Here is a 25889-nt window from a genome sequence, read left to right as displayed (position 1 = left end):
CTGTTAAGTTTCGTCAATTGACAAACCTCGCACTGCTTCGATACAATAAATGAGGATTCGTAGCACTATGTCTACGAAACAGGTTTTCCTCAGCGGAAAGCCTTCAGGAGGGATGCTATGAAACGGCAAAATCCCAATGATAATCCGTGGCGGGCAGTAGCGTTAACTAGTGCGATCGGCATTGACCTTGTAGTTTGTTTAGGAGCCGGGTATTTGTTCGGCGATTGGCTAACACGCGTACTAGGGGGACAATTCTGGTTGTTAGGCGGATTTTTGCTAGGGCTTGTAACCGGAATCATTAGCATTTACTTCATGATAAAGCGGTACGGAGGGCTATGATGGATGAATTTTCAGCCACTCTGAAAACGGTTCAAAATGTGTTTCTTTTCTTTTTATCCTTTTGTTTGGCTGCATGGGCGCTTCTTGTCGATTACCGGGTTTACTTTGCCGGCATTATGCTTGGATCTATGGCGAGCATGATCAATGCAAGGTTTCTGGCTTGGAAAATTAACAAGTTGGCAGCAGCTGCGATAGAGCAGAAAGGGCGCAAGGTGACCCTAGGTTTTCTGACAAGAGCAGCAATTGCTGGCTTCGCAGGTTTGGTTGCCGTTCGGTATCCGGAACATGTCGCTTTAACCACGACGATTGTTGGATACTTTTTTGCTCAATTGGCAACACTCGTACTGGGTATTCTTTCTATTAGGAAGTCTAAGAAGTAATTCCATTCGATGAAAGGGGTGAAAATGGGAAATATGGAACATAAGGTACCAGAATTTGAGTGGTTAGGTATTCACTTCGACGCATCAGCTCTTATGATGATCGGAATTACCACCATTATCGTGCTTATTCTTGCAATCGCAGGGGCTAGCCGTGCATCTGTAACGAATCCTTCAAAAATTCAAAACTTCATGGAATGGACGATTGAGTTTGTAGAAGGCATCATTGGAAGTACGATTGGTTCTAAGCATGGCAAAGGTTTTATCGCGCTTGGTCTTACGCTCATTATGTACATCTTTATCGGCAACATGCTCGGCCTTCCTTTTTCGATCGTGACGGAAGATCATGTGTCATGGTGGAAATCACCGACGGCTGATATCGCTGTAACAGGAGCACTGACGGTTATCGTTATCGTACTAAGTCACTACTTGGGCATAACACGTAACACGAAGCATTACTTCGCGCATTACTTTGAGTACAAAGGGGCAATGTTGATCCTTCATTTGATTGAAGTCGTATCAAAGCCGCTTACGCTCGCTTTCCGTCTTTACGGTAACATTTATGCAGGTGAAATTATGATATCTGTCATCATCGGAGCTGGTTGGTTTGGAATTGCGCCTCTCTTCGTATGGCAGGGCTTCAGTGTGTTCGTAGGTGCTATTCAAGCCTTCGTATTTACAATGCTGACAATGGTTTACATCTCACAAACGTTAATCCATGAAGAACATTAAGAGTAAGACTTACCTCGGGTAGTCTCGAGTCACTTATACACAAAACAAACCTAAGAGTTTAAGGGAGGATTTTATCAATGGGAGCAATAGCATTAGTAGCAGCAGGTATCGTATTCGGTTTAGGAGCACTAGGTGCAGGTATTGGTAACGGTTTGATCGTAGGTCGCGCTTTGGAAGGTATTTCCCGTCAACCAGAACTACGTGGTACGCTTCAAACAACTATGTTTATCGGGGTAGGTCTAGTAGAGGCAATGCCGGTCGTTGCATTGGTACTTGCGTTCATCTTTATGGGGAAAGCTTAAGAAACCGTTTGGCGGGGATGGCCGTAGTCGCCACCACGCCTTCGTTTTGCCCACGTTATCAGAAGGGAGTGACGTTACTTGCATATTGAATGGTCCACATTTTGGATTCAACTTATCGCGTTCTTAATTTTATACGTGCTACTTTCCAAGTTTGCGTTCGGCCCTTTGTTCGGCATGATGGAGAAACGCAGACAGTTAGTTAAAGATCAAATTCAAACAGCTGAAGCGAGCCGCAAGCAAGCTGATCAACTGTTAGAGGAACAAAAACAAGCACTGCAACAAATGCGTAAGGAAGCTTACGATATCATTGAGCAAGCGAAACAAACAGGTTCCAAACAAGCTGATGATATTGTTCGTGCAGCTGGAGCAGAAGCAGCTCGTCTGAAAGATGAAGCTTTGAAAGATATCGAGAACGAGAAGAACAAAGCGGTTGCCGCTCTTCGCAGCCAAGTTGGCGCGATGTCCGTTCTGATTGCCTCCAAAATTATTGAAAAGCAAATCGACGAAAAGTCACAAGAGCAATTGGTTGAGCATTACCTCAAAGAGGTAGGAGGCAACGTATGAGTGACATCGTCGTAGCGAAGCGTTATGCCAGAGCTCTTTTTGAAGTAGCCAAGGATAAGGGGATTATTTCCCAAGTCGAAGAAGAGCTGAAATCTGTAGCTAGTGCGATTAGGGACAATGCAGACTTGCAGAAGTTCCTGAACCATCCGAACATCGGGAACACCGTCAAAACGGACCTGCTGAAGCAGATTTTTGAAGGCAAAGTTTCCGAACCGGTGTGGAACACGCTGCTGGTCTTGATTGATAAAGGAAGACAAGCGATTTTATCCGTTCTTGTAGGCGATTATGTGAAGATTGCGAATGAAGCGCTTGGACAAGCGAGTGCAACGATTTATTCCGCTTTTACACTGACAGAAGCTCAACAAGCGGAAATTGCATCACATTTCAGCAAAGTTACGGGAAAAACAATTCGTGTTGCGACTGTTGTTGAGCCTAAGCTGCTCGGCGGCATCCAAGTGCGCATTGGTGACCGTTTATATGATGGAAGTTTGGCAGGCAAGCTAGACCGCCTATCCAAAGCTTTGGTTTAATAACAAGCACTGTAAGAATAGGGGTGACGTTCGTTGAGTATCAAACCTGAAGAAATCAGCTCATTGATTAAACAACAGATTGAAAACTATAAATCCGATATGCAAGTGGTTGATGTTGGTACAGTCATTCAAGTAGGGGACGGTATCGCTCGTGCTCATGGTTTGGAAAACGTAATGGCAGGCGAACTGCTTGAGTTTTCAAATGGCGTTCTGGGCTACGCGTTTAACCTTGAAGAAAGCAACGTAGGTATCGTTATTCTCGGACCTTACAAAGATATCCGTGAAGGCGATCCAGTAAAACGTACAGGACGTATCATGGAGGTTCCTGTTGGGGAAGCCCTTCTCGGCCGTGTCGTTAACTCCTTGGGTCAACCGGTCGATGGTCAAGGACCTATTGCTACAACTGAATTCCGCCCTGTTGAGAACATGGCTCCAGGCGTTATGGCTCGTAAATCCGTTCATGAGCCAATGCAAACAGGTATCAAAGCGATTGACGCGATGGTTCCAGTTGGCCGTGGTCAACGTGAGTTGATCATCGGTGACCGTCAAACAGGTAAAACAGCGATTGCGATCGATGCGATCCTGAACCAAAAAGGCAACGGCGTTAAATGTATCTACGTTGCAATCGGTCAAAAACAATCCACAGTCGTAGGCGTTGTTGAAAAACTTCGTGCTGCTGGCGCTTTGGAATACACAATCGTTGTAACAGCTTCTGCTTCCGAGCCTTCACCAATGCTTTGGTTGGCTCCATACTCAGGCTGCGCAATGGGTGAGTACTTCATGTACAAAGGCGAGCACGTATTGATCGTATACGATGACTTGTCCAAACAAGCGGCTGCATACCGTGAGTTGTCCCTCTTGCTGCGTCGTCCACCAGGTCGCGAAGCATACCCAGGTGACGTATTCTACTTGCACTCCCGTTTGCTGGAGCGCGCTGCGAAATTGAACGATGATCTTGGTGGCGGTTCGATTACGGCACTTCCATTCATCGAGACACAAGCAGGCGATATCTCCGCTTACATTCCGACGAACGTAATTTCCATTACGGACGGTCAAATCTTCCTTGAGTCCGACCTGTTCTACTCCGGTCAGCGTCCAGCGGTTAACGTTGGTAACTCTGTATCCCGTGTAGGGGGCTCCGCTCAAACGAAAGCAATGAAAAAAGTTGCCGGTACACTGCGTGTAGACTTGGCTCAATACCGTGAGCTTGCTGCCTTCGCAGCGTTCGGTTCTGATCTTGATAAAGCAACAAAAGCCCGCCTTGATCGTGGGGTTCGCACACTTGAAATCTTGAAGCAAGGCGTGCATCAGCCGCTTTCCTTAGAGAAACAAGTTTGCTCTCTGTACACGGTTGTTAAAGGCCACTTAGATGACATTCCAGTACAAGACGTTACTCGTTTTGAAGCGCAATTCTTGGCTTACCTGGAATCCAACCGCTCCGAAATTTTGAACAGCATTCGTGATACCAAAGATATTACTGCGGATAACGACAAAGCGCTGGTTGATGCTATCAACACGTTCAAAAAGAGCTTCGCAGTTTCTGAATAAAATTTGAATACCTGCGCTTTTCTTCGTGAAAAGCCAGGTACTCCGTATATGCCTGAGATTGGGTGCATGCTGCCTGAGATCAGGCCTTCGAATGAAGGCTTTCCAAAGCCTCAAAAGAGAGGTGACAGGTATGGCAAAAGGAATGCGCGAGATTAAGCGCCAAATCAAATCGACACAAAACACGAAGCAAATTACGCGTGCGATGGAGATGGTTGCAGCTGCGAACTTGCGTCGTGCTCAGCAAGCTGCCGAAGCGGCTCGTCCTTATTCGGATAAGCTGAAGGAAGTAGTAGCTAGCATCGCTGCAGGCTCCAAAGGTGTGAAACATCCAATGCTGCAAACGCGCGAAGTGAAGAAAACCGCTTACTTGGTTATCACTTCGGATCGTGGTTTGGCTGGAGGCTACAACGCGAACGTATTGCGTAAAGCGATGACGGAGATTCGCGAAAAACATCAATCCCCGTCGGAATATGCTGTTTTCGTAATCGGACGTAAAGGTAGCAACTTCTTCAAAAAACGTAATGTTGAGATCGTTCAAGAAGTTACAGGACTTCCGGATTCTCCGAAGTTCTCGGATATCAAATCGATTGCGGCTTCTGCTGTTTCTAATTTTGAGAAGGGCGCGTACGACCAATTGTTCTTGGTGTACAACAAATTCCAAAATGCAATCAGTCAGATACCAACCATGGTTCGCTTGCTTCCTATGGAGGAAGTAAAAGGCGCGTCAACGGCTAGCTACGAGTATGAGCCGTCTGCGGAAGGCGTTCTAGAAGTACTGCTGCCTAAATATGCGGAAACAATTATTTACAGCGCGGTATTGGAAGGTAAAGCAAGTGAGTTCGGCGCGAGAATGACAGCGATGAACTCCGCAACGAAAAATGCAACGAAGATGATCAGCAGCTACACATTAGCATACAACCGTGCACGTCAAGCTGCCATTACGCAAGAAATTGCGGAAATCGTCAGCGGCGCGAACGCGAACGCTTAATTGATAAAACGCCTCGCTTAGAGGCGAAGCTTTTCTTAGGAGGGAAACCATGAGCAAAGGGCGCGTTGTGAATATTACAGGGCCTGTCGTCGACATTGAGTTCGGACGCGGACAACTCCCTGAAATTCTGAATGCAATCAAGATTGAAAAAACGGAAGCCGGTCAAACGGTTACGATTACGGTTGAAGCGGCGGTTCACCTCGGTGACAACCTCGTTCGTTGCGTAGCGATGTCTTCCACAGACGGACTTGTACGTGGCGCTGAAGCTACGGACACAGGAGTTCCAATCACAGTACCTGTAGGTGCTGCAACACTAGGTCGCGTATTCAACGTAGTTGGAGATCCTATCGATGGTATCGAAAACGTTGATCGCACGTTGACTAGTCCAATTCATAAAGAAGCTCCTGCATTCGAGAACTTGTCCACGAAATCGGAAGTTCTTGAAACAGGAATTAAAGTTATTGACCTTATGGCTCCTTACGCAAAAGGTGGTAAAATCGGTCTCTTCGGTGGTGCGGGTGTAGGTAAAACCGTAACGATGCAAGAGTTGATTCACAACATTGCCCAAGAGCACGGTGGTATCTCCGTTTTCGCAGGCGTTGGTGAGCGTACTCGTGAAGGTAATGACCTTTACCACGAGATGAAAGACTCCGGCGTTATTGAGAAAACAGCGATGGTATTCGGTCAAATGAACGAGCCTCCAGGCGCGCGTCTTCGCGTAGCTTTGACTGGTTTGACAATGGCTGAGTATTTCCGTGATGTTGAAGGCAGAGACGTTCTTCTGTTCGTAGATAACATCTTCCGTTTCACACAAGCAGGTTCCGAGGTTTCGGCTTTGCTTGGACGTATGCCATCTGCGGTAGGTTACCAACCGACTTTGGCTACAGAAATGGGTCAATTGCAAGAGCGTATTACATCCACGAAAAAAGGTTCCGTAACGTCGATTCAAGCGATTTACGTTCCTGCGGATGACTATACGGATCCAGCTCCAGCTACAGCGTTCGCTCACTTAGATGCGACAACGAACTTGGAGCGTAGCATCGCGGCTGCGGGTATTTTCCCAGCGGTAGATCCACTTGCTTCCTCTTCCCGTATCTTGACGCCAGAAATTCTAGGCGAAGAGCACTATAAAGTAGCACAAGGTGTTAAACAAGTTCTTCAACGTTACAAAGAGCTTCTGGATATCATCGCGATCTTGGGTATGGATGAGTTGTCCGATGAGGATAAACTAGTCGTTACTCGTGCGCGTCGTCTCCGTCTGTTCTTGTCTCAGCCGCTTCACGTTGCTGAGCCGTTCAACGGTTTCCCAGGCTTGTATGTACCATTGAAAGAAACTGTGCGCAGCTTCAAAGAAGTTCTTGAAGGTAAGCACGACAACCTTCCTGAAGTAGCGTTCCACAACGTAGGTACGATTGAGGACGCAATCGAGAAAGCAAAAACGCTGTAAGGTTACCTTTGGTAAACTTCGCGTTAGCTGAGGAAGGAGAATCCAAGTGAGTACATTCCTACTTGAAATTGTTACTCCTGAGCGCAAAGTGTACACGGAACAAGTGAACATGTTAGTCGCAAAGGGTGTCGAAGGGGAGCTTGGAATTCTGCCGAACCACATTCCACTCGTGACTCCATTGAAAATCAGCTCGATTACTGTGAAGAAGCAGGGCTCCAAAGACGAGATCATCGCAGTGAACGGCGGATTTATGGAAGTGCGCAAGGACAAAGTGGTCATACTGGCGGAAAGCGCCGAGCTGCCAGAACAAATCGATGTGGATCGTGCGAGAGCAGCGAAAGAACGTGCGGAGAAACGTCTTGCGGAATCGAAGCAAGATAACGTTGATTTCAAACGTGCGGAAGCCTCTTTGCAAAGAGCATTGAACCGGATCAGCGTGTCCGGCAAATAATAGATCAAAGAAGCGATGGGACTTAGGTTCCGTCGCTTTTTTCTTATAAACGGATTATTCTTGAAAGTTATGGAAATTCTACTCACAAAGTATGGAAAAAAGGGGGCTTGGAATTAGTCATCGACTCCCCTGTGCTCTTTTGGTATAATATTGAAGGTGATTATTACCAATTTGAATCAATGATTTGAGAAAGTAAATAAGAATGGAGGCGGTTACATTCAGATGATGTACACAAATAACTATGTAATCGTAGCGATTTTTCTTGGGTTAGGTATTTTCCTCCCGGTGGCAGCGCTTACGATAGGCAAATGGTTAAGACCGAGCAAACCCGTTGTGGAGAAGTATACGACGTATGAGAGTGGGAACGAGCCTGTTGGTGAAGGGCAAATCCGGTTTAACATTCGATATTATTTGTTTGCGTTGATGTTTGTCATCTTTGATGTAGAGACCGTGTTCCTGTATCCTTGGGCTGTTGCTTTTAATCAGCTAGGACTTTTTGCTTTAGTGGAAATGTGCATTTTTGTAGCCTTGCTAGCCATAGGATTAATATACGCTTGGAAGAAGAAGGTGCTGCAATGGACTTCAGTCTAGAGTCGATCTCCCCAGAAGAACGCGAAGAGTTAAACCGCAACGTATTTATGACAACACTGGAGCAGGTGAAAGCTTGGGCTCGCAGTAATTCACTTTGGCCTTTAACGTTTGGTCTTGCTTGCTGTGCTATCGAAATGATGGGTACGGGCGGATCGCATTATGATTTAGACCGTTTTGGAGTCATCTTCCGTACGTCCCCTAGACAATCCGATGTGATGATTGTAGCAGGGACAGTTACGAAGAAAATGGCTCCTTTGCTGCGCCGTCTTTATGAGCAAATGCCGGAGCCGAAATGGGTTATCGCTATGGGCTCTTGCGCGACTGCCGGCGGACCGTACGTGAAATCGTACTCCGTTGTCAAAGGTGTAGATCAGATCGTTCCGGTTGATGTATACATACCGGGTTGTCCGCCGAATCCAGCGGCACTTATTTATGGGATCAACAAGCTTCAGGAGAAGATTCGCTATGAAGCGAAGACCGGTAAGCAGGTGATCAACCGATGAGTGAGGATAAGAAACCGGAGGAGAAGGTCGAGGTCGGGCAGACAGCCCCTGCGGAAGAGACCAAGGCTGAAGGAAATACAGAGCAGTCGACGCCTGCTGCTGAGGCTAAACCGGCGAGCGAACCGCCCGCGGCTGAAGCGGCGGAGAAGACCGCCGAAGAGAAGGCCGCGGAGCGCGCCGCGGCGAGAGCCGCCCGACTAGCGGCGAAGGCGGCGGCCGCTGAGCCGACGGGCGAGCCCGCGTCGGCGGCAGCACCTCCATCCCCTGCTGCTGCAGGGGATGACGAGAAGGCGGCCAAAGCGCAGGCCGCCGCAGAAGCACGCGCAGCGCGAGCTAGCGCGCGCGGAGCGAAAACCGATGCGGCGGAGCCTGCCGCGCCGAAAGAGCCTTCGCCGAACCAGCCCCTGCTGGACCGGCTGGTGGCGATCTTGAAAGAAAGCGCCGGCGAAGAGGCCGTCGTCGATAGCTTCATTAACGAAAGGGACGGACACCGTCCTTACGTTGTCATTCACAGCTCACGCTGGCCGGAGGCTGCGCTGACGCTGCGGGATCACGAAGAGCTGCGCTGCGACTACTTGCGCAATCTCTCCGGTGTGGATCAAGAGACGCATCTGGAAGTGGCGTATCATCTGCTTTCCCTCACGCACAAGCGCGAGTATTGTGTGAAGGTCAAAACAGACCGGGATCAGCCAAGTATCCCATCTGTCGCTCCTGTGTGGCCAACCGCGAATTGGAATGAGCGGGAAGTGTATGACCTGCTGGGAATTGACTTCCCCGGGCATCCCAACCTGGTAAGAATCATGATGCCTGACGATTGGGTCGGCCATCCACTGCGCAAAGATTACGAACCGCTTGACCCGGAGGTGTAGCATTTGTTACGGACAGAAGAGCTCCTGCTAAACGTTGGTCCTCAGCATCCTAGTACGCATGGCGTTTTCCGCGTGATTGTGAAGCTGGATGGAGAGATCATCAAAGAAGCTATACCCGTTATGGGCTATCTACATAGAGGAACAGAGAAGTTGGCTGAGAATCTGAGTTACACGCAAATTATTCCCTATACAGATCGTATGGATTACGTCTCTGCCATGACGACGAACTACGTTCTCGTTCATGCCGTTGAGAAAATGATGGGACTGGAAGTTCCGGAACGCGCGGAATTCCTTCGTTTGATTGTGATGGAACTTCAGCGGATTGCTTCCCATATGGTGTGGTGGGGAACGTATTTGCTGGATATCGGAGCGATGAGTCCGTTCTTATTCGCTTTCCGTGATCGGGAAATTATCATTGACCTGTTCAATGAACTCTGCGGAGCTCGTTTGACTTACAACTACATGCGTGTAGGCGGGGTAAAATGGGATGCTCCAGATGGTTGGATCGATAAAGTTAAGAAATTTATCCCGTATATGTACGGCAAATTGGAAGAATATCATACCCTTGTATCCGGAAATGAGATATTTCTCTCAAGGATTAAGGGTGTAGGTAAATATGACGCCGATACAGCCATTGCTTATGGGCTTAGCGGCGCTAACTTAAGATGTACGGGTGTTGACTGGGATATCCGCAAAACGCAGCCATACAGCCTTTACAATCGCTTTCAATTCGATGTGCCTGTACGAAGCGGCGGCGATTGCTATGATCGCTATCTAGTACGCATGGAAGAAGTAAAACAGTCCCTGCGTATTTTGGAGCAAGCAGTGGCACAGTTCCCTGAACAAGGGGAAACTATGGGCAAGGTGCCTAGGGTGATTCGTCCTCCTGAAGGTGAAGTGTATGCGGCTATCGAGTCTCCTCGTGGAGAAATCGGCTGCTATATTATTTCCCGAGGCAAGCAAGAGCCATTCCGTCTGAAATTCCGCAGACCGTCCTTCGTAAATCTACAAATATTGCCCAAACTCCTGGTCGGTGAATCGATGACCAACCTGATTACGATATTGGGCGGCATCGATATTGTCGTTGGGGAGGTGGATGCCTAATGGTAAATTTGCTGGAAGAGAGTCTAACCTGGACGAACTTCTTCGTTTTCCTTTTCTGGGGCGTCGTTATGCTGCTGTTGGTTCTTGGCTTCGTTACCTATGCGATCTACTTTGAGCGGAAGGTTATTGGCTGGATGCAGCTGCGGATCGGACCTAACCGAACAGGGCCGCTAGGGCTTCTGCAGAGCGTCGCGGACGTGTTCAAACTGCTGATTAAAGAAGATACCATTCCCAAAAAGGCGGAACGTGAACTGTTCATTTTGGCGCCAATCATTACGTTCATTCCTTCGTTTACGATTATTGCGGCAATTCCTTTCTCGGATCGTATGTTTAATGCGAATTTGAATGCGGGTCTGCTTTATTACGTGGCGCTTACAGGGATTTCTACAATTGGGATTATTCTTGGGGGCTGGGCATCAAATAACAAATATGCCTTGCTAGGCGGCATGCGTTCAGCAGCGCAAATGATCAGTTATGAGGTACCGCTCGTCATTTCCGTCATTGGTGTCATTATGATGACAGGCAGTTTAAATCTGCATACCATTGTTGACCATCAAGCCGGAGGCTTCTGGCATTGGAACTTCATTCCTCAAATTCTAGGTTTCATCATCTTCGCCATTGCCGGTGTATCGGAGCTTAACCGGACGCCTTTTGACCTGCCCGAAGCAGAGTCTGAGCTTGTAGCAGGTTATCACGTGGAATATAGCGGCTTCCGCTTTGCATTTTTCATGCTATCGGAATACGTTTACGTGTTTATCATTGCTTCATTAACGAGTCTGATCTTCTTAGGCGGATGGCATGCGCCGTTCCCATTCCTTGATTTTATTCCGGGGATCATCTGGTTCCTGCTGAAATTCTCCCTCGTTGTATTCGTCTTGTTCTGGTTGCGGGCGACGTTGCCTCGCGTACGAATTGATCAGCTCATGGGATTTGGGTGGAAAGTGCTGCTTCCTTTAGCGCTTGTCAATATGCTGGTAACGGCGATCATTATGACGATCTTTTAACAAAGCCTGCGCTTACGATGTCAGTTTTGCTAAAGCAAAACTCAGTGTATGCTTACGATGCAAGTTTCCTACGGAAACTCTAAGGAGTGAACCAAATGAAGGGCATAATCAAAGGCTTAGGCGTAACGTTGAAAAGTATGACACAGAAAAAAATCACGTACGCATACCCTGAGGTCCCGATCAAAATGCCGGATCGTTTTCGCGGTATTCAACATTTTGACCCAGAGAAGTGCATCGTGTGCAATCAATGTGCGCGTATTTGCCCAACCGAGTGCATTACTCTGACGGGCAAAGCCAATCCGGACCCCGAGAAAAAGGGTAAGGTCATTGATACGTACGATATCAACTTCGAAATTTGTATTTTGTGCGATCTTTGCACAGAGGTGTGTCCGACGGAAGCAATCGTCATGACAAATAATTTCGAGCTAAGTTCCTATAGTCGCGATGATCTTTTCAAAAATTTGCAATGGTTGAATGACAATAACCAAAACATTCGTCAGGAGAATAACTCGGCCATGCCAAAAGGGGGGGCCAAAAAAGATGTTTAGCGGAATTGGTGATTTCCTCTCAAGCGGTTCAAGCTGGGCTTTCTTCATTTTCGCCCTTCTGGCCATCGGCGGAGCGATTTTTATGATTTCTTTTACCAAAGTTGTTCATATGGTCATTGCCGTTGCGCTTACGTTCATTAGCTTAGCAGGGTTGTATATTATCCTTGAAGCCGAGTTTGTTGCATTCGTACAGGTGTTGATCTATGCAGGGGCCATCTCGATCCTCATGATTTTCGGCATTATGATGACGAAGCACAGACAAGGGGAAGAGGATGAGCCAAGGCGTCCTTGGCACGAAGGTTTGGCGATCGTTGGCGCTTTGGGCTTGTTCGGGGTGTTATTTTATGCGATTCAAAAAACGACCTTCGTCTCACAAGGCTCTTTAGATGCCGGCAAAGACAACACATTAGAAATCGGCAAGCTGTTGTATAACCAGCACGTGATTCCATTCGAAATCATGTCTGTGCTGCTGACAGTCGCTTTCATCGGCGCTATTATCGTAGCGAAGAGAGAGGAGGATTAGCTATGGGCAACATTATTACTCCCTATCTCACGCTGGCTGCAATCCTGTTCTGTATCGGTCTGTACGGCGCTTTAACGAAAAAAAATGGGGTCATCGTGTTATTGTCAATTGAGTTGATGCTCAATGCGGTGAACTTAAATTTGATCGCTTTCTCCAAACTCGGGGATCATCCAGCGCTGACAGGTCAAATTTTCTCACTCTTCAACATTACGATTGCAGCCGCAGAAGCAGCTGTGGGGATAGCGATTCTTATTACGATTTACCGAAATAGAGGAACAGTAGATGTAACGGATTTGGATTCTATGAAGCGCTAGGAGGCTAACAAGGATATGGTATCGGACTATTCACAGTACGCCTGGCTCATTCCGTTGTTTCCGTTGATTGCTTTTCTAGCGCTTACGGCTATGGGACGTCAATTAAAGGACTTGGGCATTTATATCAGTATTTTTGCGATGTTCGCCTCATTTATCGTCGCTGTGCTGATATTTGTTGAACGCATCGGCGGCAAAGTTGAGGATTATACGTGGGATAAGCTGAATTGGCTGCAAGTTGGTGATTTTACCTTGAGTATGGGGTTTGAGGTCACCAATTTGAACGCCCTGATGCTGGTCATTGTCACGTTGGTCTCTCTCCTCGTTAATATTTACTCTAGAGGTTATATGAAAGGCGACGAGCGAATCCATGTGTTCTTTGGTTATATCGCTCTGTTCTCTTTCTCCATGTTAGGTCTGGTTATTTCGGAAAACATGTTAGAGCTCTACATTTTCTGGGAACTTGTAGGGGTATGTTCCTTCTTGCTTGTAGGTTTCTGGTACTTCAAGCCAGAGGCGAAGGCTGCAGCGAAAAAAGCTTTCATCGTTACCCGGATCGGGGACGTAGGCCTGTTCCTTGGCATCCTGTTGCTGTTCTGGTACATGCCGGGGCATGCACTTGATTTTACCTCTATACATAATGCCTTCACTACGGGCAAAATTGATCCGACTATCGTCACTTGGATTGCCGTTCTGATCTTTATCGGGGCGATAGGGAAATCAGGCCAGTTCCCGCTGCACACCTGGTTGCCTGACGCTATGGAAGGCCCCACGCCGATCAGTGCGCTGATCCACGCAGCAACAATGGTTGCCGCAGGGGTGTACTTAGTGGCGCGTACGTTTGACATTTTCCATGCTTCGCCGGATGCCTTAATGGTTGTTGCTTATGTGGGCGGCTTTACGGCCATCTTTGCGGCGACGATCGGAATCGCGCAGAACGATATCAAACGTATTCTCGCTTATTCGACAGTAAGTCAGCTTGGCTATATGATGATGGCGCTCGGCATTGGCGTGTCGTATACGTCAGGGATGTTTCATTTGTTCACGCATGCTTTCTTCAAAGCTTTGCTCTTCTTGGGCGCAGGCAGCGTGATTCACGCCGTGCATACGCAGGACATCAATGAGATGGGCGGCCTATCCCGCAAAATGAAAATAACGACCTGGACATTTGCCATCGGAACCTTGGCGCTCTCGGGAATTTTCCCATTCGCAGGGTTCTGGTCGAAGGATATGATTTTGACAGAAGCGTATGAACATAACCAGCTGTTGTTCTGGGTTGGTGTGATTGCGGCATTCTTCACCGCCTTTTATATGTCCCGACTGTTCTTCCTGGTTTTCCTTGGCTCGCCTAGAGGGAAAGCGCACGGGCACGACGATCATGCCCATGAGCCGCATGAATCGCCTTCCACGATGACAATACCGCTGATCATTTTGGCTGTACTTGCTGTGGTTGCGGGGTTTGTAAATACGCCGTTCAACGAATGGCTGGGGCACTGGTTAACGGGTCAAGAACATGACGAGAAAGCCAACTGGATCGTTATTATTTTATCCACACTCGCCGGGTTGCTTGGTATTGGTCTAGGGTACCTAATCTACCTGAAACGCACGATTCCGCGGGATGTCGTATCCGGTAAGTTGCCTTGGTTATATACACTGCTCAACCGTAAATATTTCGTGGATGAAATCTATGACAGTCTTATCGTCAAGCCACTGCGAGGTCTAGGATGGATTCTTGAACTGATTGATGTGTACATCATTGATGGTATCGTGCGTTTGGTCGCCTTTACTGTCGTCAGTCTTGGGCGTTTGGGCTCCCGTCTTCAGAATGGCCAGATGCAGACCTACGGCGTCATCATGATTCTAGGGATGCTGATCTTGGCGCTCGCCATCGCAGGAAGGAGGTTCATCCATGCCGGCTAATCTACCTATACTCAGTCTAATCGCTTTCTCACCTTTGCTCGGTGTGCTGGTCTTGCTCTTCATTCGAAGTGATCGCGGCCGTTTAATTAAAACGATCGGTATTATCACGACATTGATTCCGCTTATTTTGGCGGCATGGTTGTATTCTGATTACAATTTTCAGGGTGATCCGATTCAATACAAAGAACAACTCGACTGGATCAAAGTTCCGCTGAACCATGAGGGGATTCAACAAATCACATCTTATTTCTTTGAATTCAAATACAGCGTTGCCGTTGATGGAATATCATTGCCGCTTGTATTTTTAACCGCTCTTGTGTCATCCATGGCTGCTCTAGCCTCGGTGTACATCAAGAAACGGTGGAAAACGTACTTTATTTTATTCCTGCTGCTAGAAACCGGTATGTTCGGCGTCTTTATGGCCCAGGACCTTTTCTTGTTCTTCCTGTTCTTCGAAATCACTCTCGTGCCGATGTTCTTCCTGATCGGCATATGGGGCTATATGAAGAGAGAGCAGGCGGCAAACCGCTTCCTTCTCTACAACGGGCTTGGTTCAGCGATTATGCTGATCACGTTCCTCATCCTTGTCAGCACGGCAGGCTTCAACCAAGATCCTTCGCAGACAGAGGCTATCATTTACTACAGCGGGGATATTCATACCATTGCGCATAATTTGCTGCAAGATCCCGCCGCTTATGTGAATCAAGAGGGAGCGCCGTTCTTCCTAAGCCCAGCCATGAAATGGACCGTATTCATTATGCTGCTGGTCGCCTTCGGCATTAAGCTGCCGATCTTCCCGTTCCATACGTGGATGCTAAAAGTACACACAGAGGCTCCGCCTGCTGTTGTTATGATTCACTCCGGTATTTTGCTCAAAATGGGGGCATACGGCCTTATCCGCTTCGGCATTCTGTTCTTTCCGGCGGAGGCGAAGCAGTGGGCCTGGATGTTGGCCCTCCTAGGCGTTATCAACATCGTGTACGGCGCCATTCTCGCGATGGTGCAAAAAGACTTCAAACTCGTGCTGGCTTACTCGAGTATCAGCCATATGGGCATCGTCCTGCTCGGACTCGCCGCATTTAACGTGTCGGGCCTCCAGGGAGCCGTGTTCCAACTAATCTCACACGGTTTGATCTCGGCCCTGATGTTCCTGCTCGTCGGCAGCATCTACGAGCGGACGAACACGACCGAGCTCGATCGCTTAGGCGGTCTCGCCTCGTCGGTTCCCTTCATCAGCGGGATTCTGCTGATTGCGGGAATGGCCTCGCTCGGATTGCCGGGCTTATCCGGCTTCATCAGTGAGTTCCTCGCGTTCCTCGGACTCTTCGAGACACACCGGGTGTACGCGATTATCGGTACACTGGGGATCATTCTCGCAGCGGTGTACGTGCTGCGCGGGGTGTTAAACATCACGTTTGGCCCTAAGCAGCCAAACCTGGTCCTGCAAGGGATACGCGACGCACGATTAATCGAGGCGGTGCCGATGATTACCTTGGTGGCGTTCATCCTCTTGCTCGGGGTGTACCCAAGCGTGCTGAGCCAGCCGCTTCAGCAAACGATAGGCAGCTTGGATCAATTGATCCAAAGCGTAGCCGGGAAGATAGGAGGTTAGTCCGGTGGAACAGCTTCGACTCCAAGTCGCCGATTTAGCGCATCTGCTCCCTGAACTTTCGCTGGTTGCCACCGCGATCATCCTATCTCTCTTGGATTTGATCCTGCCAAGCAGGTTAAGTCGTTCCGTTATTGGATGGTTGACCTTGGTCGGCCTTGTGATTTCCGGCGTGTTTGTCTTGCTTCAGTTGAATCCGGATGAGGCGATTCAACTGCTCAATCAAAGCTATAGAGTGGATGATTTCTCCAATCTGCTGAAATTGTTCACCCTGCTAGGAACAGGTCTCGTCGTTCTGATGAGTCTAAGTTATGTGAAGGAAGATACAATCCCGCATGTAGGTGAGTACTACTATTTCTATCTGCCTGCAGCGCTCGGCGCAATGATTATGTCATCCTCGGGTGATTTAATTACGCTGTACGTAGGGCTGGAACTGCTTAGTATTACCTCGTACTTGCTTGTGGCGATGAAGAAGAAAGATAGGAAGTCCAATGAAGGAGCCTTTAAATACTTAGTGATGGGCGGTGTATCCTCTGCCATCATCTTGTATGGCATGTCCTTCCTATATGGGATGGTCGGATCGAGCAATCTTGCACAGATTGGCGCTGCGCTCCCATCGCTCATTGGTTCCTACGAGCCACTGCTCTACGTTTCATTTTTCATGCTGCTTGCCGGATTCGGCTTCAAAATAGCCGCCGCCCCTTTCCACAGCTGGGCTCCGGATGTCTACGAAGGCGCACCGACGCCTGTGACGGCTTTCTTGGCTGTCGTGTCCAAAGGTGCTGGTTTCGCCATCCTTTTCCGAGTTTTCTACGTCTTGTTCGGGTTTAGTTCTTTCGAGGAATCGAAATTCCAATCCGATGTGTTCCTGGCTATCTCCGTTATGGCTGCTATCGCCATGGTGGTCGGTAACTTCATTGCCCTGAAGCAAACGAACATGAAAAGGTTATTGGCTTACTCGGGAATTGCCAATGCGGGATACTTGCTTGTTCCAATTGCGACGTACTTCTCTGGTGTCCACTACGCGAATTTCTCTGAATTTATTTTCTATCTGATCGCGTACTTGTTCATGAACATCGGTGCTTTCGCCGTACTGATGATTATTGAGCAAGCAGAGGGGCATACCGAGGCCAAGGGTTTCGGAGGTCTGTATTACCGTGCTCCTTTTACAGCTGCTGCCATGGTGCTGATTGTGTTGTCCTTAACTGGAATCCCGATATCCGGAGGATTCTTCGGTAAGCTGTACATCATATTCGGTACGATGCAAACCCATCAATACTGGCTCGGCTCCCTTATGATCGCGACGAGCGTAGTATCTTTCTACTACTACTTTGGTGTCGTTCGCCAAATGTTTATGCGCAGCGATTACGAGTCGGCTGAGGTCAAGGTACCTATTGCTTTGGGCATAACAGCCTGGTTATGTGCTATTATCAGCGTAGTGCTAGGTTTGGTGCCGCATCTTGTACTCAAATGGATTGAATCTATCTTCATGCTTACGAAGGATTTTATCTTGATGTAAATACGAATGAGCCCTCCCCTTGCTGGGGAGGGCTTTTTAATGTGTGCCACGCATGGCGATTAACTAGGCGGTGAAAGTCCGCTGTGGGGGCTTGTAGTTGCCAACCACTAGCCAAGAGCAAGGGTGTCCTCCGCGAGGTGGAATCTGAAGGAAGCTGGAGGCAAACTTCTGACCCAAGGAACACGAATATCATCAGGCACAGGTTATGGGATGAGTTTGCATTACAAAACGAAGTCCAATTAACTACACGGACATACCAGTGTAAATGATGTGGGTACACGGAAGGAAAGTGAATCGTCTTACCGTGGGAGATCTCATGGACGTGAGGAGATCAACTTCGAATCACGGTTGAAACAAGATTTATCATGAGAAGTCAGCAGAAGCCATAGTACCTCGGGTAGTCGACGACACGAGGGAAGGGCTGAACCTTAGGAGGTGTTTAGTCAATGAAAGCTACCAATACAGGAGTGAAAGGCAGCCAACTTCCAAGAAAGGAAGACTCTGTGCAGAAAGATAGTGCGGAACACGAAGGATATGCAGGAGTGCATAATCCTGTGAGGATAACTGAAACGGACGACGCCAACGCAAACGAGTCGAAGAAGGGATTGCTTGAGGAAATTGTGAGCAGCGACAACATGAATCAGGCGTACAAAAGAGTCAAAGCGAACAAAGGCTCACACGGAATCGATGGGATGAAAGTAGATGAACTTCTGCAATATCTTAAAGAGAACGGCGAAGCCATCAAGCAATCCATTCTGGACGGAAAGTACCGTCCGAATCCCGTTCGAAGGGTAGAGATACCGAAGGAGAACGGAAAGAAAAGAAATCTGGGAATCCCAACGGTTGTTGACCGAGTCGTCCAACAGGCAATTGCCCAAGTACTTACGCCCATCTATGAGAAGCAATTTTCAGCGAATAGCTTTGGCTTTCGTCCCAAACGGAGCGCGCATGACGCCATTCGGAAGAGCCAAAGCAACATAGCGCAAGGATATAAATATGTAGTCGACATGGACTTGGAGAAATACTTCGACACGGTGAATCAAAGTAAGCTCGTCGAAGTATTATCGAGAACCATCAAAGATGGGAGAGTCATTTCACTCATACACAGATATCTGAAGGCTGGCGTAGTCGTGAAACAGCGCGTTGAAGAGACCGAAATCGGCGTGCCGCAGGGGGGAAACCTGAGTCCAATACTGAGCAACATCATGCTGAACGAATTGGATAAGGAACTGGAGAGCCGCAACCACAAGTTTGTGCGCTACGCGGACGATCTCCTCATCTTCTGCAAAAGCAAAAGAAGTGCAGAACGGACGTTGGAAAATATTCTTCCCTACATCGAGAAGAAATTGTTCCTCAAAGTGAATCGGGAAAAAAACGGCAGTGAACGAAGCGACGAGAGTCAAGTTTCTTGGTTTCTCATTCTACCAACGAAAAGGAGAACCGAAGGTCAGAATTCACCCAAAATCCATCGCAAAGATGAAATGCAAAATAAAAGAGCTTACATCGAGAAGTAATGGAGTAGGCAATGTTGACCGAGCAGAGAGACTAAGACGCTACATAATGGGATGGATAAACTATTTCAAAATAGCGGACATGAAGAAAATGCTCCAGTCTACGGATGAATGGATGAGAAGGCGGATCCGCATGATCTACTGGAAGCAATGGAAACGAGTAAAGACGAAATTCGCAATGTTGAAATCGCTCGGAATCCAAGAACAGCAAGCATGGGAATATGCAAACACAAGAAAAAGCTACTGGAGAACCTCCAATAGCCCTATCCTCTCAAAATCCCTCGGAAACAACACCATCAAAGGACTCGGATTCATATTCTTTTCAGATTACTATCGACAAGTAACCACGTAAACTAAGGAACCGCCGTATACCGAACGGTACGTACGGTGGTGTGGGAGGTCGGCTACCCAATTAATGGGTAGCCTCCTACCCGATTTTACACCTGAAAGCGGAATGTGGTAATTGCCCCCAAATCACACACAAATCCCATAATTGCATGTACAATAGACAGAAGTGGATAACCCCCCGATTTTTTTTCAAAAGTTCTGAACTTTTTGCGAAGAAAAACCGTTATATGTATCGAGAAGACGGGTAATGTGGTATAGATAGAGAAGGCATAAGACCATTACGAGATAAAGGAACTGTGATTTCATGAAATTCATTCGACACTTAGGGTTCATCGTCCTGATGATACTTGTTGTGGAACTTACAGTGATGGTTACAAAAACAGAAGCAGCTTATCCCGTTTCGACGGATCCCATGAGGGTGAAACAGACCTATTTGGATATGATCCACATCAATGAAGCGTGGGCTGCGGCTGGAGATTCGCGTGCATCCATTGTAGTTGCTGTGGTTGACACCGGCGTTGATCTTACACATCCTGACTTGGTAGGTAATTTGGTGGAAGGCGTGAATTTGCTTCAGCCCTCAAAAAAGCCAATTGATGATAATGGACATGGAACGAACGTAGCTGGCATCATTGCGGCTTCGATTAATAATGATAAAGGCATTGCAGGCATAGCTCCAATCGCTAAAATCATGCCGATTAAAGCATTGGAGTCAGATGGAACTGGCGGCGAAGCGAAGCTTGGCGAAGGCATCAAATATGCTGTGGACCATGGAGCGAAGATCGTCGTGCTCTCCCTGGGACTGAATAAGTACTCCGATTACATGGCAGGCATAGTAAAGTATGCAGAAGATCACAATGTCCTGCTTGTGGCAGCTGTTGGCAATGAAAGCATGAGCGTGAAATACCCTGCGGCGTATCCAACGGTTCTAGCTGTAGGAGGCGTGACGGCTGATAAGCAGGCTGACCCTCGTTCAAATTTCGGGCCTGAGCTGGATTTGGTTGCACCCTGGGATGTGTATACCACAGCTCTAGGCGGCGGCTATCAGTATCAAGACGGCAGCTCGATGTCCGCTCCGCAGGTTGCTGGGGCAGCGGCACTAGTATGGAGCAAATTTCCAACGATGAGCGCGTATGAAGTGAGATCCCAACTGGAGCAGACGGCGGATGATCTGGGGGAAACCGGGTGGGATGCCAAAACCGGATATGGGCTGCTGCGTGTGGATATGGCGCTGACTAAGCCTTATAAAGAGGACCGATTCGAGCCAAATGATCGACAGAGTCAAGCAGCTAAGCTGCCTATACATACCTCTGTGAAAGCAGCGCTATCCTCCGCGCTGGATGAGGATTGGTACGCGATCGATGCGGCTTATGACGGATATATCGAGCTATGGTTGCAGAACACCGATAGTGCGGGTATTCGTGTACGTTTTGATTCCGGGGAAACCTTTATTTCCAATAGTTCCTCAGATGGAACGCAGCCCTTTAAGGTAAAAGTGACAAAAGGGCGCACGTATGTGCAGCTTCAAACCGTAGATCGCGAACGGAAAACAGGCATCAGTTATAGTTTGCAAACGGATTTTATCATCTACACGGATCCTTTTGAAGATAATGATAAGCAGTACAAAGCATTTGCGCTCCCTGAACGCAGCCAAACGATTCGCGGAACCTTTCACCAGAAAGGGGATGTCGATTGGTTTGTCTTACCTCTGGAGCATTCGGGTTCAATAAGATTGAAGCTCTCCGTCGATACGGGTCGTATAGATCCGATGATTCTTTTTCAGAAGGAAGGAGAAAAGTCGATCACAATAGATCAAGGTGGAGATGGCGGAATTGAAATCAGCTCGCTCATAGATGTATTTCCGGGGCAATACTATATTCGAGTCAGTAATACGAAGGATTATACGGAGCCGATCACAGGTGAATATACGCTGGAAATTGAATATACACCGAAGTTAATTGATCCAAATGAACCTAATGATAAGTCGTATCAGGCGACTTTTGCAGCGATGAATTCGGTGTACGAAGGTTTATTTAATAACAATGATGATGTGGATTGGTTCGAATTCCGAATGGGCCAAAACGGTCTGGCGCAAATACGGTTGACCAACATTCCGACTTCGAGGACGATGTACGCAACGCTTTATGACAGCACATTAAAGGAACAAGGTTTTTATAGAAATGAGTACGGTTCTGATCAACTTTTTGTTGAGAAAACGTTGAATGCAGGCACCTATTATATTAAGCTGCAAGCCAACCAATGGTTCATGAGTCAAATGTACAGGTTGAAAATTAGCAGTTACACGCTGGTAAGCGGATTTGCCGATATTGAAGGGCATTGGGCTCAAGATGCAATAAGCAAACTTACGGAGCAAGGCGTGATCAGCGGTTATGGGAATTACCGTTTTGCTCCGAATCAGTCGATTACCCGAGCAGAAGCAGCGACGGTTTTGACTCGAGCTTTGAAGCTGACGAAGCGTAAAGAGCTGAAGTTCTCCGATATGCCTTCTTCACACTGGGCCTATGATTATGTCGCCAAAGCGCTGCAAGCAGATATTGTTGCCGGTTACCCTGACGGAAGCTTTGGACCTGATCGTACGCTTACGCGAATGGAAATGACACAAATGCTTGCCCGCAGCATGAATATGACAGGGAAGAAGCGGGGGAACTCCCCTTTTAACGATGTAGATGAGTCTTATTGGGGTTTGGGTATTTTGAAACAAATGTGGGCTGACGGCTGGATCACCGGCTATTCCGATGGCTCTTTCCATCCTGATGAGCAAGCCACACGCGCTGAATTCGTCTCTATGCTGGTGAAAGTAATGAATCGGTAGAACCGAGAAGAGGTGACCTATGGGAGAAGCGGATAAATGGAATGAAGCCGCGAAGTATGCTTCGGTAATGAACATGGTCGATATCGTGGTTTATATCTTGTGTATCGGGCTAGCGTGGTGGGCGCTGCAAGCATTTCGCTTTGATGTGCTGCTTAAGAATCCTAAGGGCGCGCAAGCCATTATGTTACAAATTCTACTTTCTATTGGGCTCGGTCACTTAGTCGCAAGTTTTTTCATCCAATATTTAGGGTTCTCCATGGGCTTTGGAAAGATGTTTTAATTCCCTTTTTCGAATAATGATTTAAATTGTTGTCAACAATGGATAGTAGAACGGATCGAAAATGGAGATCTTATTCGAACTCTATGTAGGTGTTTCAGAATACCAAAAGAACACAGTTGTAACAATGTGGCTTGTGATGATAAACTTAGGAAATGTGCAAAACCTTGTAATTAAAATAAGTGCGCGGAGGGACCATGATGAGCAAAATTATCGTCCGCGGTGGCCGAAAGTTAGCTGGCAATGTGAAAATCAACGGAGCGAAAAATGCGGTACTGCCGATTATTGCAGCTTCCATTCTGGGGTCGGAAGGTGAAAGCGTCATCCACGATGCGCCTCCCCTTGACGATGTACTAGTCATTAATAAAGTATTGCAAAGCTTAGGTATTGAAGTCGCCTATGACCGACAGGTTATTCGTGTTCGGGCGGAACGCATTGACACATGCGAAGCATCCTATGATCTAGTCCGTAAAATGAGAGCCTCTTTCCTTGTTATGGGGCCATTGTTAGCAAGACGGGGGCAAGCAAGAATTTCACTCCCAGGCGGTTGTGCGATTGGCACGCGGCCAATTGATCAGCATCTCAAAGGCTTTGAAGCGATGGGTGCCGATATTGAATTGGGCCAAGGGTATATTGAAGCCAGAGTGAAGGGGCGCCTGAAGGGTGCTAAAATTTATTTGGATGTTGCCAGCGTTGGCGCAACCGAAAACATTATGATGGCGGCTACGCTTGCAGAAGGCACAACCATCATTGAAAATGCAGCCAAAGAGCCGGAAATTGTCGATTTGGCGAACTACCTGAATGCGATGGGTGCAATTATCCGTGGCGCAGGAACGGGCGTTATTCGCATAGAAGGCGTAGAGAAACTTTGTGGGGCCGTACATACGGTTATACCGGATCGCGTAGAAGCGGGCACATATATGATTGCTGCTGCTATTACCGGCAGTGAACTGTACATGGAAAATGCTATCGGGGATCACCTGCGTCCTGTCATTTCTAAAATGCAGGAGATGGGCGTTGTCATCGAAGAAGACGAAAACGGTATTCGCGTTCGTGCCACGGGACCGCTGCGTGCGGTTGACGTGAAGACACTGCCGTATCCGGGCTTCCCTACCGATATGCAGTCGCAAATGATGGCGCTGCTGATGGTAGCGGATGGCACAAGTCTTGTGACCGAGACGGTGTTCGAGAATCGGTTCATGCACGTGGAAGAATTCGCGAACATGAATGCTCATATTAAAGTCGATGGCCGCACGGCAATTGTCAGCGGGAATGCGAAGCTGCGCGGTGCAAAAGTGTGTGCAACCGATTTGCGTGCCGGAGCGGCGTTGATTTTGGCGGCGCTGGCAGCGGAAGGTGAGACCGAGATTACAGGCGTTCACCATATTGATCGCGGATATGTCGATATTACCGACGTATTGCGCGGGCTTGGCGCCGATATTTATCGGTCGGTGCCGCAACAAGTGGAGCAAGAAGCGGCGGAGCTGGGTTTTTTCAATATCCAGCCAACGTTAGCGTAGGATAGTAAGAACCGTCGGAGGGAGCTCCGGCGGTTTTTTTATGGCCATATGCGTGTGCAATGGGAACTGGAGTCCGCTATTATTCTGAAAAAGCGGTATTTCCATGTGGAAGAGGAACTACGGTCCGCTATTTTGTCGATTTCATTAGAAAAATACGTCATTGTGGACAATTAAGACCCTGTAGTTCCGCTCACTGTGGCAATAGCTCAATTTTCACGAATATAGAGGACTCTAGTTCCTCTAATTGAACCTTTGCTGAATTCAAAGTAGATAAATAAGATTTCCCAGGGACAATACTTTATACAAGTGGGGTAACGGCTGTGTCTACGAGTGGAACTTTCACTGTGGCACAAAAGTCAGACGGAATGGTATGGGCTTGGGGTCATAACTATTGGCGCGAGCTTGGAGATGGCACAAGAACTGACCATTATACGCCGGCTCAAGTTACAGGTCTGTAAATCTCAAATTGTAATATGTTCTAATCTATCAGCGCCTCTCATAAGCTAAGTCATACCAAAATACCTGCTAGTAAACGCGCTTATGGAGGCTGCTGAGACGATGTTGAAGAAAAAACGTGTTCCTGGCCGCGGGGTCATCCTATGGATGGCTGTTTGTTTGTCTTCTATGCTCTGCGTCATCCTCCTTGTTCCTGGATTGCTAGTCAAGAAGATTCCGGGGGGCGAAGAACCGCCTCCTGTACAGCTAGCGATTGATGGCTCTCATCAGGAGACGGTGACCGCTCAAGGGTTGATGATCCCTGTCTATTTGACCAAAAAAGATGAAATCGAAACGGTGCCCTTGGAGCAGTATGTGAAGGGTGTGCTCGCTGCAGAGATGCCAGTAGAGTTCGAGCTGGAAGCGCTCAAAGCGCAAGCAATGGCAGCTAGAACATACGTCATACGCAGGGTGCTAGAGAAGGATTATAGTAATGTGCCTGTAAATGATGCGCTTGTAACAGACACGACGGCACATCAAGCCTATCTGACCGATCAAGAGTTAAGAGAGAAGTGGACCAAAGGGACGTATGAAACGAATATGGCTAAAATCGATAGAGCTGTGAATGAAACGAAAGATTTGATCTTGACTTACGAGCACAAGCCTATCAATGCTACTTTTTTCTCGACGAGCAATGGGTATACGGAAAACTCAGAAGATTACTGGCCGTTTATGAGTCCCTATTTACGCAGCGTGCCCAGCCCGTGGGATGTGAAGTTGTCTTCTCGCTACCAAGAAACCGTAGATATTACGTACAAGAGTATGCTGCAGAAACTGGGCGTCAAGAGTATAGCCACCACCGGCACCGGAACAAAGAGTATGAAAGTGCTAGAGTGGTCCATGGGGCATCGAATCAAGAAGATGGCGATCGGAGGAAAAACCTTCTCTGGTCGAGAAGTAAGAGAGAAGCTAGGATTAGCATCCTCCCAATTCGCATGGAAATGGTCCGGTTCCAAAATTACGTTTACGACTTACGGATACGGTCATGGTGTTGGCTTAAGCCAATATGGTGCTAATGGAATGGCCAAGGAAGGCAAGACCGCAGCGCAGATTGTAACCTACTATTACACAGGCATCTCTATTGAAAAAGCGACCCCTTTTATCCAGAAATCTTAGTTTATAACGT

At 47.8% G+C, this 25889-nt stretch carries 28 protein-coding genes; all 28 read left to right on the top strand.

The genetic code is table 11. The annotated features are described in order from the left end of the window. Nucleotides 1–117 precede the first annotated feature (117 nt). The 28 genes from AC3WTJ_RS35665 (at nt 118) to spoIID (ending at nt 25879) form a co-directional block, all read left to right on the top strand. Nucleotides 118–339 (top strand): AtpZ/AtpI family protein, encoded by a 222-nt coding sequence (locus AC3WTJ_RS35665; protein WP_127453433.1) that lies wholly within the window; start codon nt 118–120, stop codon nt 337–339. Beyond that, on the top strand, nt 339–719 hold the full coding sequence (locus AC3WTJ_RS35660) for an ATP synthase subunit I (RefSeq protein ID WP_127453431.1): 381 nt from the start codon (nt 339–341) through the stop codon (nt 717–719). The genes AC3WTJ_RS35665 and AC3WTJ_RS35660 overlap by 1 nt, the downstream gene beginning before the upstream one ends. A 33-nt stretch (nt 720–752) precedes the next feature. Next, a complete protein-coding gene (gene atpB / locus AC3WTJ_RS35655; RefSeq protein WP_157318598.1) occupies nt 753–1448 on the top strand; it encodes a F0F1 ATP synthase subunit A in 696 nt (231 codons plus the stop codon). A gap of 77 nt (nt 1449–1525) precedes the next feature. Beyond that, on the top strand, nt 1526–1750 hold the full coding sequence (atpE, locus tag AC3WTJ_RS35650; protein WP_028556930.1) for a F0F1 ATP synthase subunit C: 225 nt from the start codon (nt 1526–1528) through the stop codon (nt 1748–1750). A gap of 78 nt (nt 1751–1828) precedes the next feature. Beyond that, nucleotides 1829–2314, top strand: a complete 486-nt coding sequence (gene atpF / locus AC3WTJ_RS35645; RefSeq protein WP_145668580.1) for a F0F1 ATP synthase subunit B — start codon at nt 1829–1831, stop codon at nt 2312–2314. Beyond that, nucleotides 2311–2844 (top strand): F0F1 ATP synthase subunit delta, encoded by a 534-nt coding sequence (locus tag AC3WTJ_RS35640; RefSeq protein WP_157318567.1) that lies wholly within the window; start codon nt 2311–2313, stop codon nt 2842–2844. The genes atpF and AC3WTJ_RS35640 overlap by 4 nt, the downstream gene beginning before the upstream one ends. 33 nt (nt 2845–2877) lie before the next feature. Next, nucleotides 2878–4392 carry a F0F1 ATP synthase subunit alpha gene (gene atpA, locus AC3WTJ_RS35635; protein ID WP_407870093.1) on the top strand — a complete coding sequence of 505 codons (1515 nt, stop codon included), beginning with the start codon at nt 2878–2880 and terminating at the stop codon, nt 4390–4392. A 130-nt stretch (nt 4393–4522) separates the two neighbouring features. Next, nucleotides 4523–5380 (top strand): ATP synthase F1 subunit gamma, encoded by an 858-nt coding sequence (gene atpG / locus AC3WTJ_RS35630; RefSeq protein WP_157318565.1) that lies wholly within the window; start codon nt 4523–4525, stop codon nt 5378–5380. 49 nt (nt 5381–5429) lie between these two features. Beyond that, entirely contained in the window at nt 5430–6827 is a 1398-nt protein-coding gene (gene atpD, locus AC3WTJ_RS35625) for a F0F1 ATP synthase subunit beta (RefSeq protein ID WP_127453420.1), read from the top strand. A 46-nt stretch (nt 6828–6873) separates the two neighbouring features. Beyond that, nucleotides 6874–7278, top strand: coding sequence for a F0F1 ATP synthase subunit epsilon (locus tag AC3WTJ_RS35620; protein WP_315955537.1), 405 nt, complete (start codon nt 6874–6876; stop codon nt 7276–7278). Between the two features lie 225 nt (nt 7279–7503). Beyond that, nucleotides 7504–7869: an NADH-quinone oxidoreductase subunit A gene (locus tag AC3WTJ_RS35615; protein ID WP_127453506.1), complete on the top strand. Its 366-nt coding sequence runs from the start codon at nt 7504–7506 to the stop codon at nt 7867–7869. Continuing rightward, the gene (locus AC3WTJ_RS35610) at nt 7854–8372 is read left to right on the top strand and encodes a NuoB/complex I 20 kDa subunit family protein (RefSeq protein ID WP_127453417.1); all 519 of its coding nucleotides are present in this window, start codon (nt 7854–7856) and stop codon (nt 8370–8372) included. The genes AC3WTJ_RS35615 and AC3WTJ_RS35610 overlap by 16 nt, the downstream gene beginning before the upstream one ends. 428 nt (nt 8373–8800) lie before the next feature. Further along, the gene (locus AC3WTJ_RS35605) at nt 8801–9241 is read left to right on the top strand and encodes an NADH-quinone oxidoreductase subunit C (RefSeq protein WP_276509479.1); all 441 of its coding nucleotides are present in this window, start codon (nt 8801–8803) and stop codon (nt 9239–9241) included. 3 nt (nt 9242–9244) lie between these two features. Then, nucleotides 9245–10345 carry an NADH-quinone oxidoreductase subunit D gene (locus tag AC3WTJ_RS35600; RefSeq protein ID WP_127453415.1) on the top strand — a complete coding sequence of 367 codons (1101 nt, stop codon included), beginning with the start codon at nt 9245–9247 and terminating at the stop codon, nt 10343–10345. Continuing rightward, complete coding sequence (gene nuoH, locus AC3WTJ_RS35595) at nt 10345–11349, top strand: NADH-quinone oxidoreductase subunit NuoH (protein WP_492526326.1); 1005 nt, start codon at nt 10345–10347, stop codon at nt 11347–11349. The genes AC3WTJ_RS35600 and nuoH overlap by 1 nt, the downstream gene beginning before the upstream one ends. Nucleotides 11350–11444: 95 nt before the next feature. After that, on the top strand, nt 11445–11897 hold the full coding sequence (gene nuoI / locus AC3WTJ_RS35590; RefSeq protein ID WP_127453413.1) for an NADH-quinone oxidoreductase subunit NuoI: 453 nt from the start codon (nt 11445–11447) through the stop codon (nt 11895–11897). Further along, the gene (locus tag AC3WTJ_RS35585) at nt 11890–12420 is read left to right on the top strand and encodes an NADH-quinone oxidoreductase subunit J (protein ID WP_492526324.1); all 531 of its coding nucleotides are present in this window, start codon (nt 11890–11892) and stop codon (nt 12418–12420) included. Before nuoI ends, AC3WTJ_RS35585 begins: the two co-directional genes overlap by 8 nt. A gap of 2 nt (nt 12421–12422) precedes the next feature. Further along, entirely contained in the window at nt 12423–12734 is a 312-nt protein-coding gene (gene nuoK, locus AC3WTJ_RS35580; protein ID WP_127453411.1) for an NADH-quinone oxidoreductase subunit NuoK, read from the top strand. Between the two features lie 15 nt (nt 12735–12749). Next, the gene (gene nuoL, locus AC3WTJ_RS35575; RefSeq protein WP_492526321.1) at nt 12750–14651 is read left to right on the top strand and encodes an NADH-quinone oxidoreductase subunit L; all 1902 of its coding nucleotides are present in this window, start codon (nt 12750–12752) and stop codon (nt 14649–14651) included. Next, nucleotides 14641–16263 carry a complex I subunit 4 family protein gene (locus AC3WTJ_RS35570; protein ID WP_492526319.1) on the top strand — a complete coding sequence of 541 codons (1623 nt, stop codon included), beginning with the start codon at nt 14641–14643 and terminating at the stop codon, nt 16261–16263. The genes nuoL and AC3WTJ_RS35570 overlap by 11 nt, the downstream gene beginning before the upstream one ends. A 4-nt stretch (nt 16264–16267) precedes the next feature. Further along, nucleotides 16268–17779 (top strand): NADH-quinone oxidoreductase subunit N, encoded by a 1512-nt coding sequence (locus AC3WTJ_RS35565; protein ID WP_492526317.1) that lies wholly within the window; start codon nt 16268–16270, stop codon nt 17777–17779. Between the two features lie 446 nt (nt 17780–18225). Beyond that, nucleotides 18226–19293, top strand: coding sequence for a group II intron reverse transcriptase/maturase (gene ltrA / locus AC3WTJ_RS35560; RefSeq protein WP_492526315.1), 1068 nt, complete (start codon nt 18226–18228; stop codon nt 19291–19293). Then, the gene (locus AC3WTJ_RS35555) at nt 19256–19642 is read left to right on the top strand and encodes a group II intron maturase-specific domain-containing protein (protein WP_492526313.1); all 387 of its coding nucleotides are present in this window, start codon (nt 19256–19258) and stop codon (nt 19640–19642) included. Before ltrA ends, AC3WTJ_RS35555 begins: the two co-directional genes overlap by 38 nt. Before the next feature lie 300 nt (nt 19643–19942). Further along, a complete protein-coding gene (locus AC3WTJ_RS35550; protein ID WP_492526311.1) occupies nt 19943–22471 on the top strand; it encodes a S8 family peptidase in 2529 nt (842 codons plus the stop codon). A gap of 19 nt (nt 22472–22490) precedes the next feature. Continuing rightward, a complete protein-coding gene (locus tag AC3WTJ_RS35545) occupies nt 22491–22751 on the top strand; it encodes a DUF1146 family protein (protein WP_246069053.1) in 261 nt (86 codons plus the stop codon). A 197-nt stretch (nt 22752–22948) separates the two neighbouring features. Then, on the top strand, nt 22949–24268 hold the full coding sequence (murA, locus tag AC3WTJ_RS35540) for a UDP-N-acetylglucosamine 1-carboxyvinyltransferase (RefSeq protein ID WP_127453399.1): 1320 nt from the start codon (nt 22949–22951) through the stop codon (nt 24266–24268). Nucleotides 24269–24588: 320 nt separating this feature from the next. Then, nucleotides 24589–24726 carry a hypothetical protein gene (locus AC3WTJ_RS35535; RefSeq protein WP_492526309.1) on the top strand — a complete coding sequence of 46 codons (138 nt, stop codon included), beginning with the start codon at nt 24589–24591 and terminating at the stop codon, nt 24724–24726. Between the two features lie 100 nt (nt 24727–24826). Next, the gene (spoIID, locus tag AC3WTJ_RS35530) at nt 24827–25879 is read left to right on the top strand and encodes a stage II sporulation protein D (RefSeq protein ID WP_492526307.1); all 1053 of its coding nucleotides are present in this window, start codon (nt 24827–24829) and stop codon (nt 25877–25879) included. Nucleotides 25880–25889: the final 10 nt, after the last annotated feature.

The sequence above is a fragment of the Paenibacillus sp. FW101-FHT12H11 genome, from assembly GCF_058790355.1.
Note: the sequence above shows the minus strand (reverse complement) of the source record. Positions and strands in the feature narration are given on the sequence as shown.

Excerpts from the sequence above, each read along its gene's own strand:
- AC3WTJ_RS35665 (WP_127453433.1), top strand. The coding sequence starts at position 118 with ATGAAACGGCAAAATCCCAATGATAATCCGTGGCGGGCAGTAGCGTTA.
- AC3WTJ_RS35660 (WP_127453431.1), top strand. The coding sequence starts at position 339 with ATGGATGAATTTTCAGCCACTCTGAAAACGGTTCAAAATGTGTTTCTT.
- atpB (WP_157318598.1), top strand. The coding sequence starts at position 753 with ATGGAACATAAGGTACCAGAATTTGAGTGGTTAGGTATTCACTTCGAC.
- atpE (WP_028556930.1), top strand. The coding sequence starts at position 1,526 with ATGGGAGCAATAGCATTAGTAGCAGCAGGTATCGTATTCGGTTTAGGA.
- AC3WTJ_RS35640 (WP_157318567.1), top strand. The coding sequence starts at position 2,311 with ATGAGTGACATCGTCGTAGCGAAGCGTTATGCCAGAGCTCTTTTTGAA.
- atpG (WP_157318565.1), top strand. The coding sequence starts at position 4,523 with ATGGCAAAAGGAATGCGCGAGATTAAGCGCCAAATCAAATCGACACAA.
- atpD (WP_127453420.1), top strand. The coding sequence starts at position 5,430 with ATGAGCAAAGGGCGCGTTGTGAATATTACAGGGCCTGTCGTCGACATT.
- AC3WTJ_RS35615 (WP_127453506.1), top strand. The coding sequence starts at position 7,504 with ATGTACACAAATAACTATGTAATCGTAGCGATTTTTCTTGGGTTAGGT.
- AC3WTJ_RS35610 (WP_127453417.1), top strand. The coding sequence starts at position 7,854 with ATGGACTTCAGTCTAGAGTCGATCTCCCCAGAAGAACGCGAAGAGTTA.
- nuoH (WP_492526326.1), top strand. The coding sequence starts at position 10,345 with ATGGTAAATTTGCTGGAAGAGAGTCTAACCTGGACGAACTTCTTCGTT.
- nuoI (WP_127453413.1), top strand. The coding sequence starts at position 11,445 with ATGAAGGGCATAATCAAAGGCTTAGGCGTAACGTTGAAAAGTATGACA.
- AC3WTJ_RS35585 (WP_492526324.1), top strand. The coding sequence starts at position 11,890 with ATGTTTAGCGGAATTGGTGATTTCCTCTCAAGCGGTTCAAGCTGGGCT.
- nuoK (WP_127453411.1), top strand. The coding sequence starts at position 12,423 with ATGGGCAACATTATTACTCCCTATCTCACGCTGGCTGCAATCCTGTTC.
- nuoL (WP_492526321.1), top strand. The coding sequence starts at position 12,750 with ATGGTATCGGACTATTCACAGTACGCCTGGCTCATTCCGTTGTTTCCG.
- AC3WTJ_RS35570 (WP_492526319.1), top strand. The coding sequence starts at position 14,641 with ATGCCGGCTAATCTACCTATACTCAGTCTAATCGCTTTCTCACCTTTG.
- ltrA (WP_492526315.1), top strand. The coding sequence starts at position 18,226 with ATGAAAGCTACCAATACAGGAGTGAAAGGCAGCCAACTTCCAAGAAAG.
- AC3WTJ_RS35555 (WP_492526313.1), top strand. The coding sequence starts at position 19,256 with ATGAAATGCAAAATAAAAGAGCTTACATCGAGAAGTAATGGAGTAGGC.
- AC3WTJ_RS35550 (WP_492526311.1), top strand. The coding sequence starts at position 19,943 with ATGAAATTCATTCGACACTTAGGGTTCATCGTCCTGATGATACTTGTT.
- AC3WTJ_RS35545 (WP_246069053.1), top strand. The coding sequence starts at position 22,491 with ATGGGAGAAGCGGATAAATGGAATGAAGCCGCGAAGTATGCTTCGGTA.
- murA (WP_127453399.1), top strand. The coding sequence starts at position 22,949 with ATGAGCAAAATTATCGTCCGCGGTGGCCGAAAGTTAGCTGGCAATGTG.
- spoIID (WP_492526307.1), top strand. The coding sequence starts at position 24,827 with ATGTTGAAGAAAAAACGTGTTCCTGGCCGCGGGGTCATCCTATGGATG.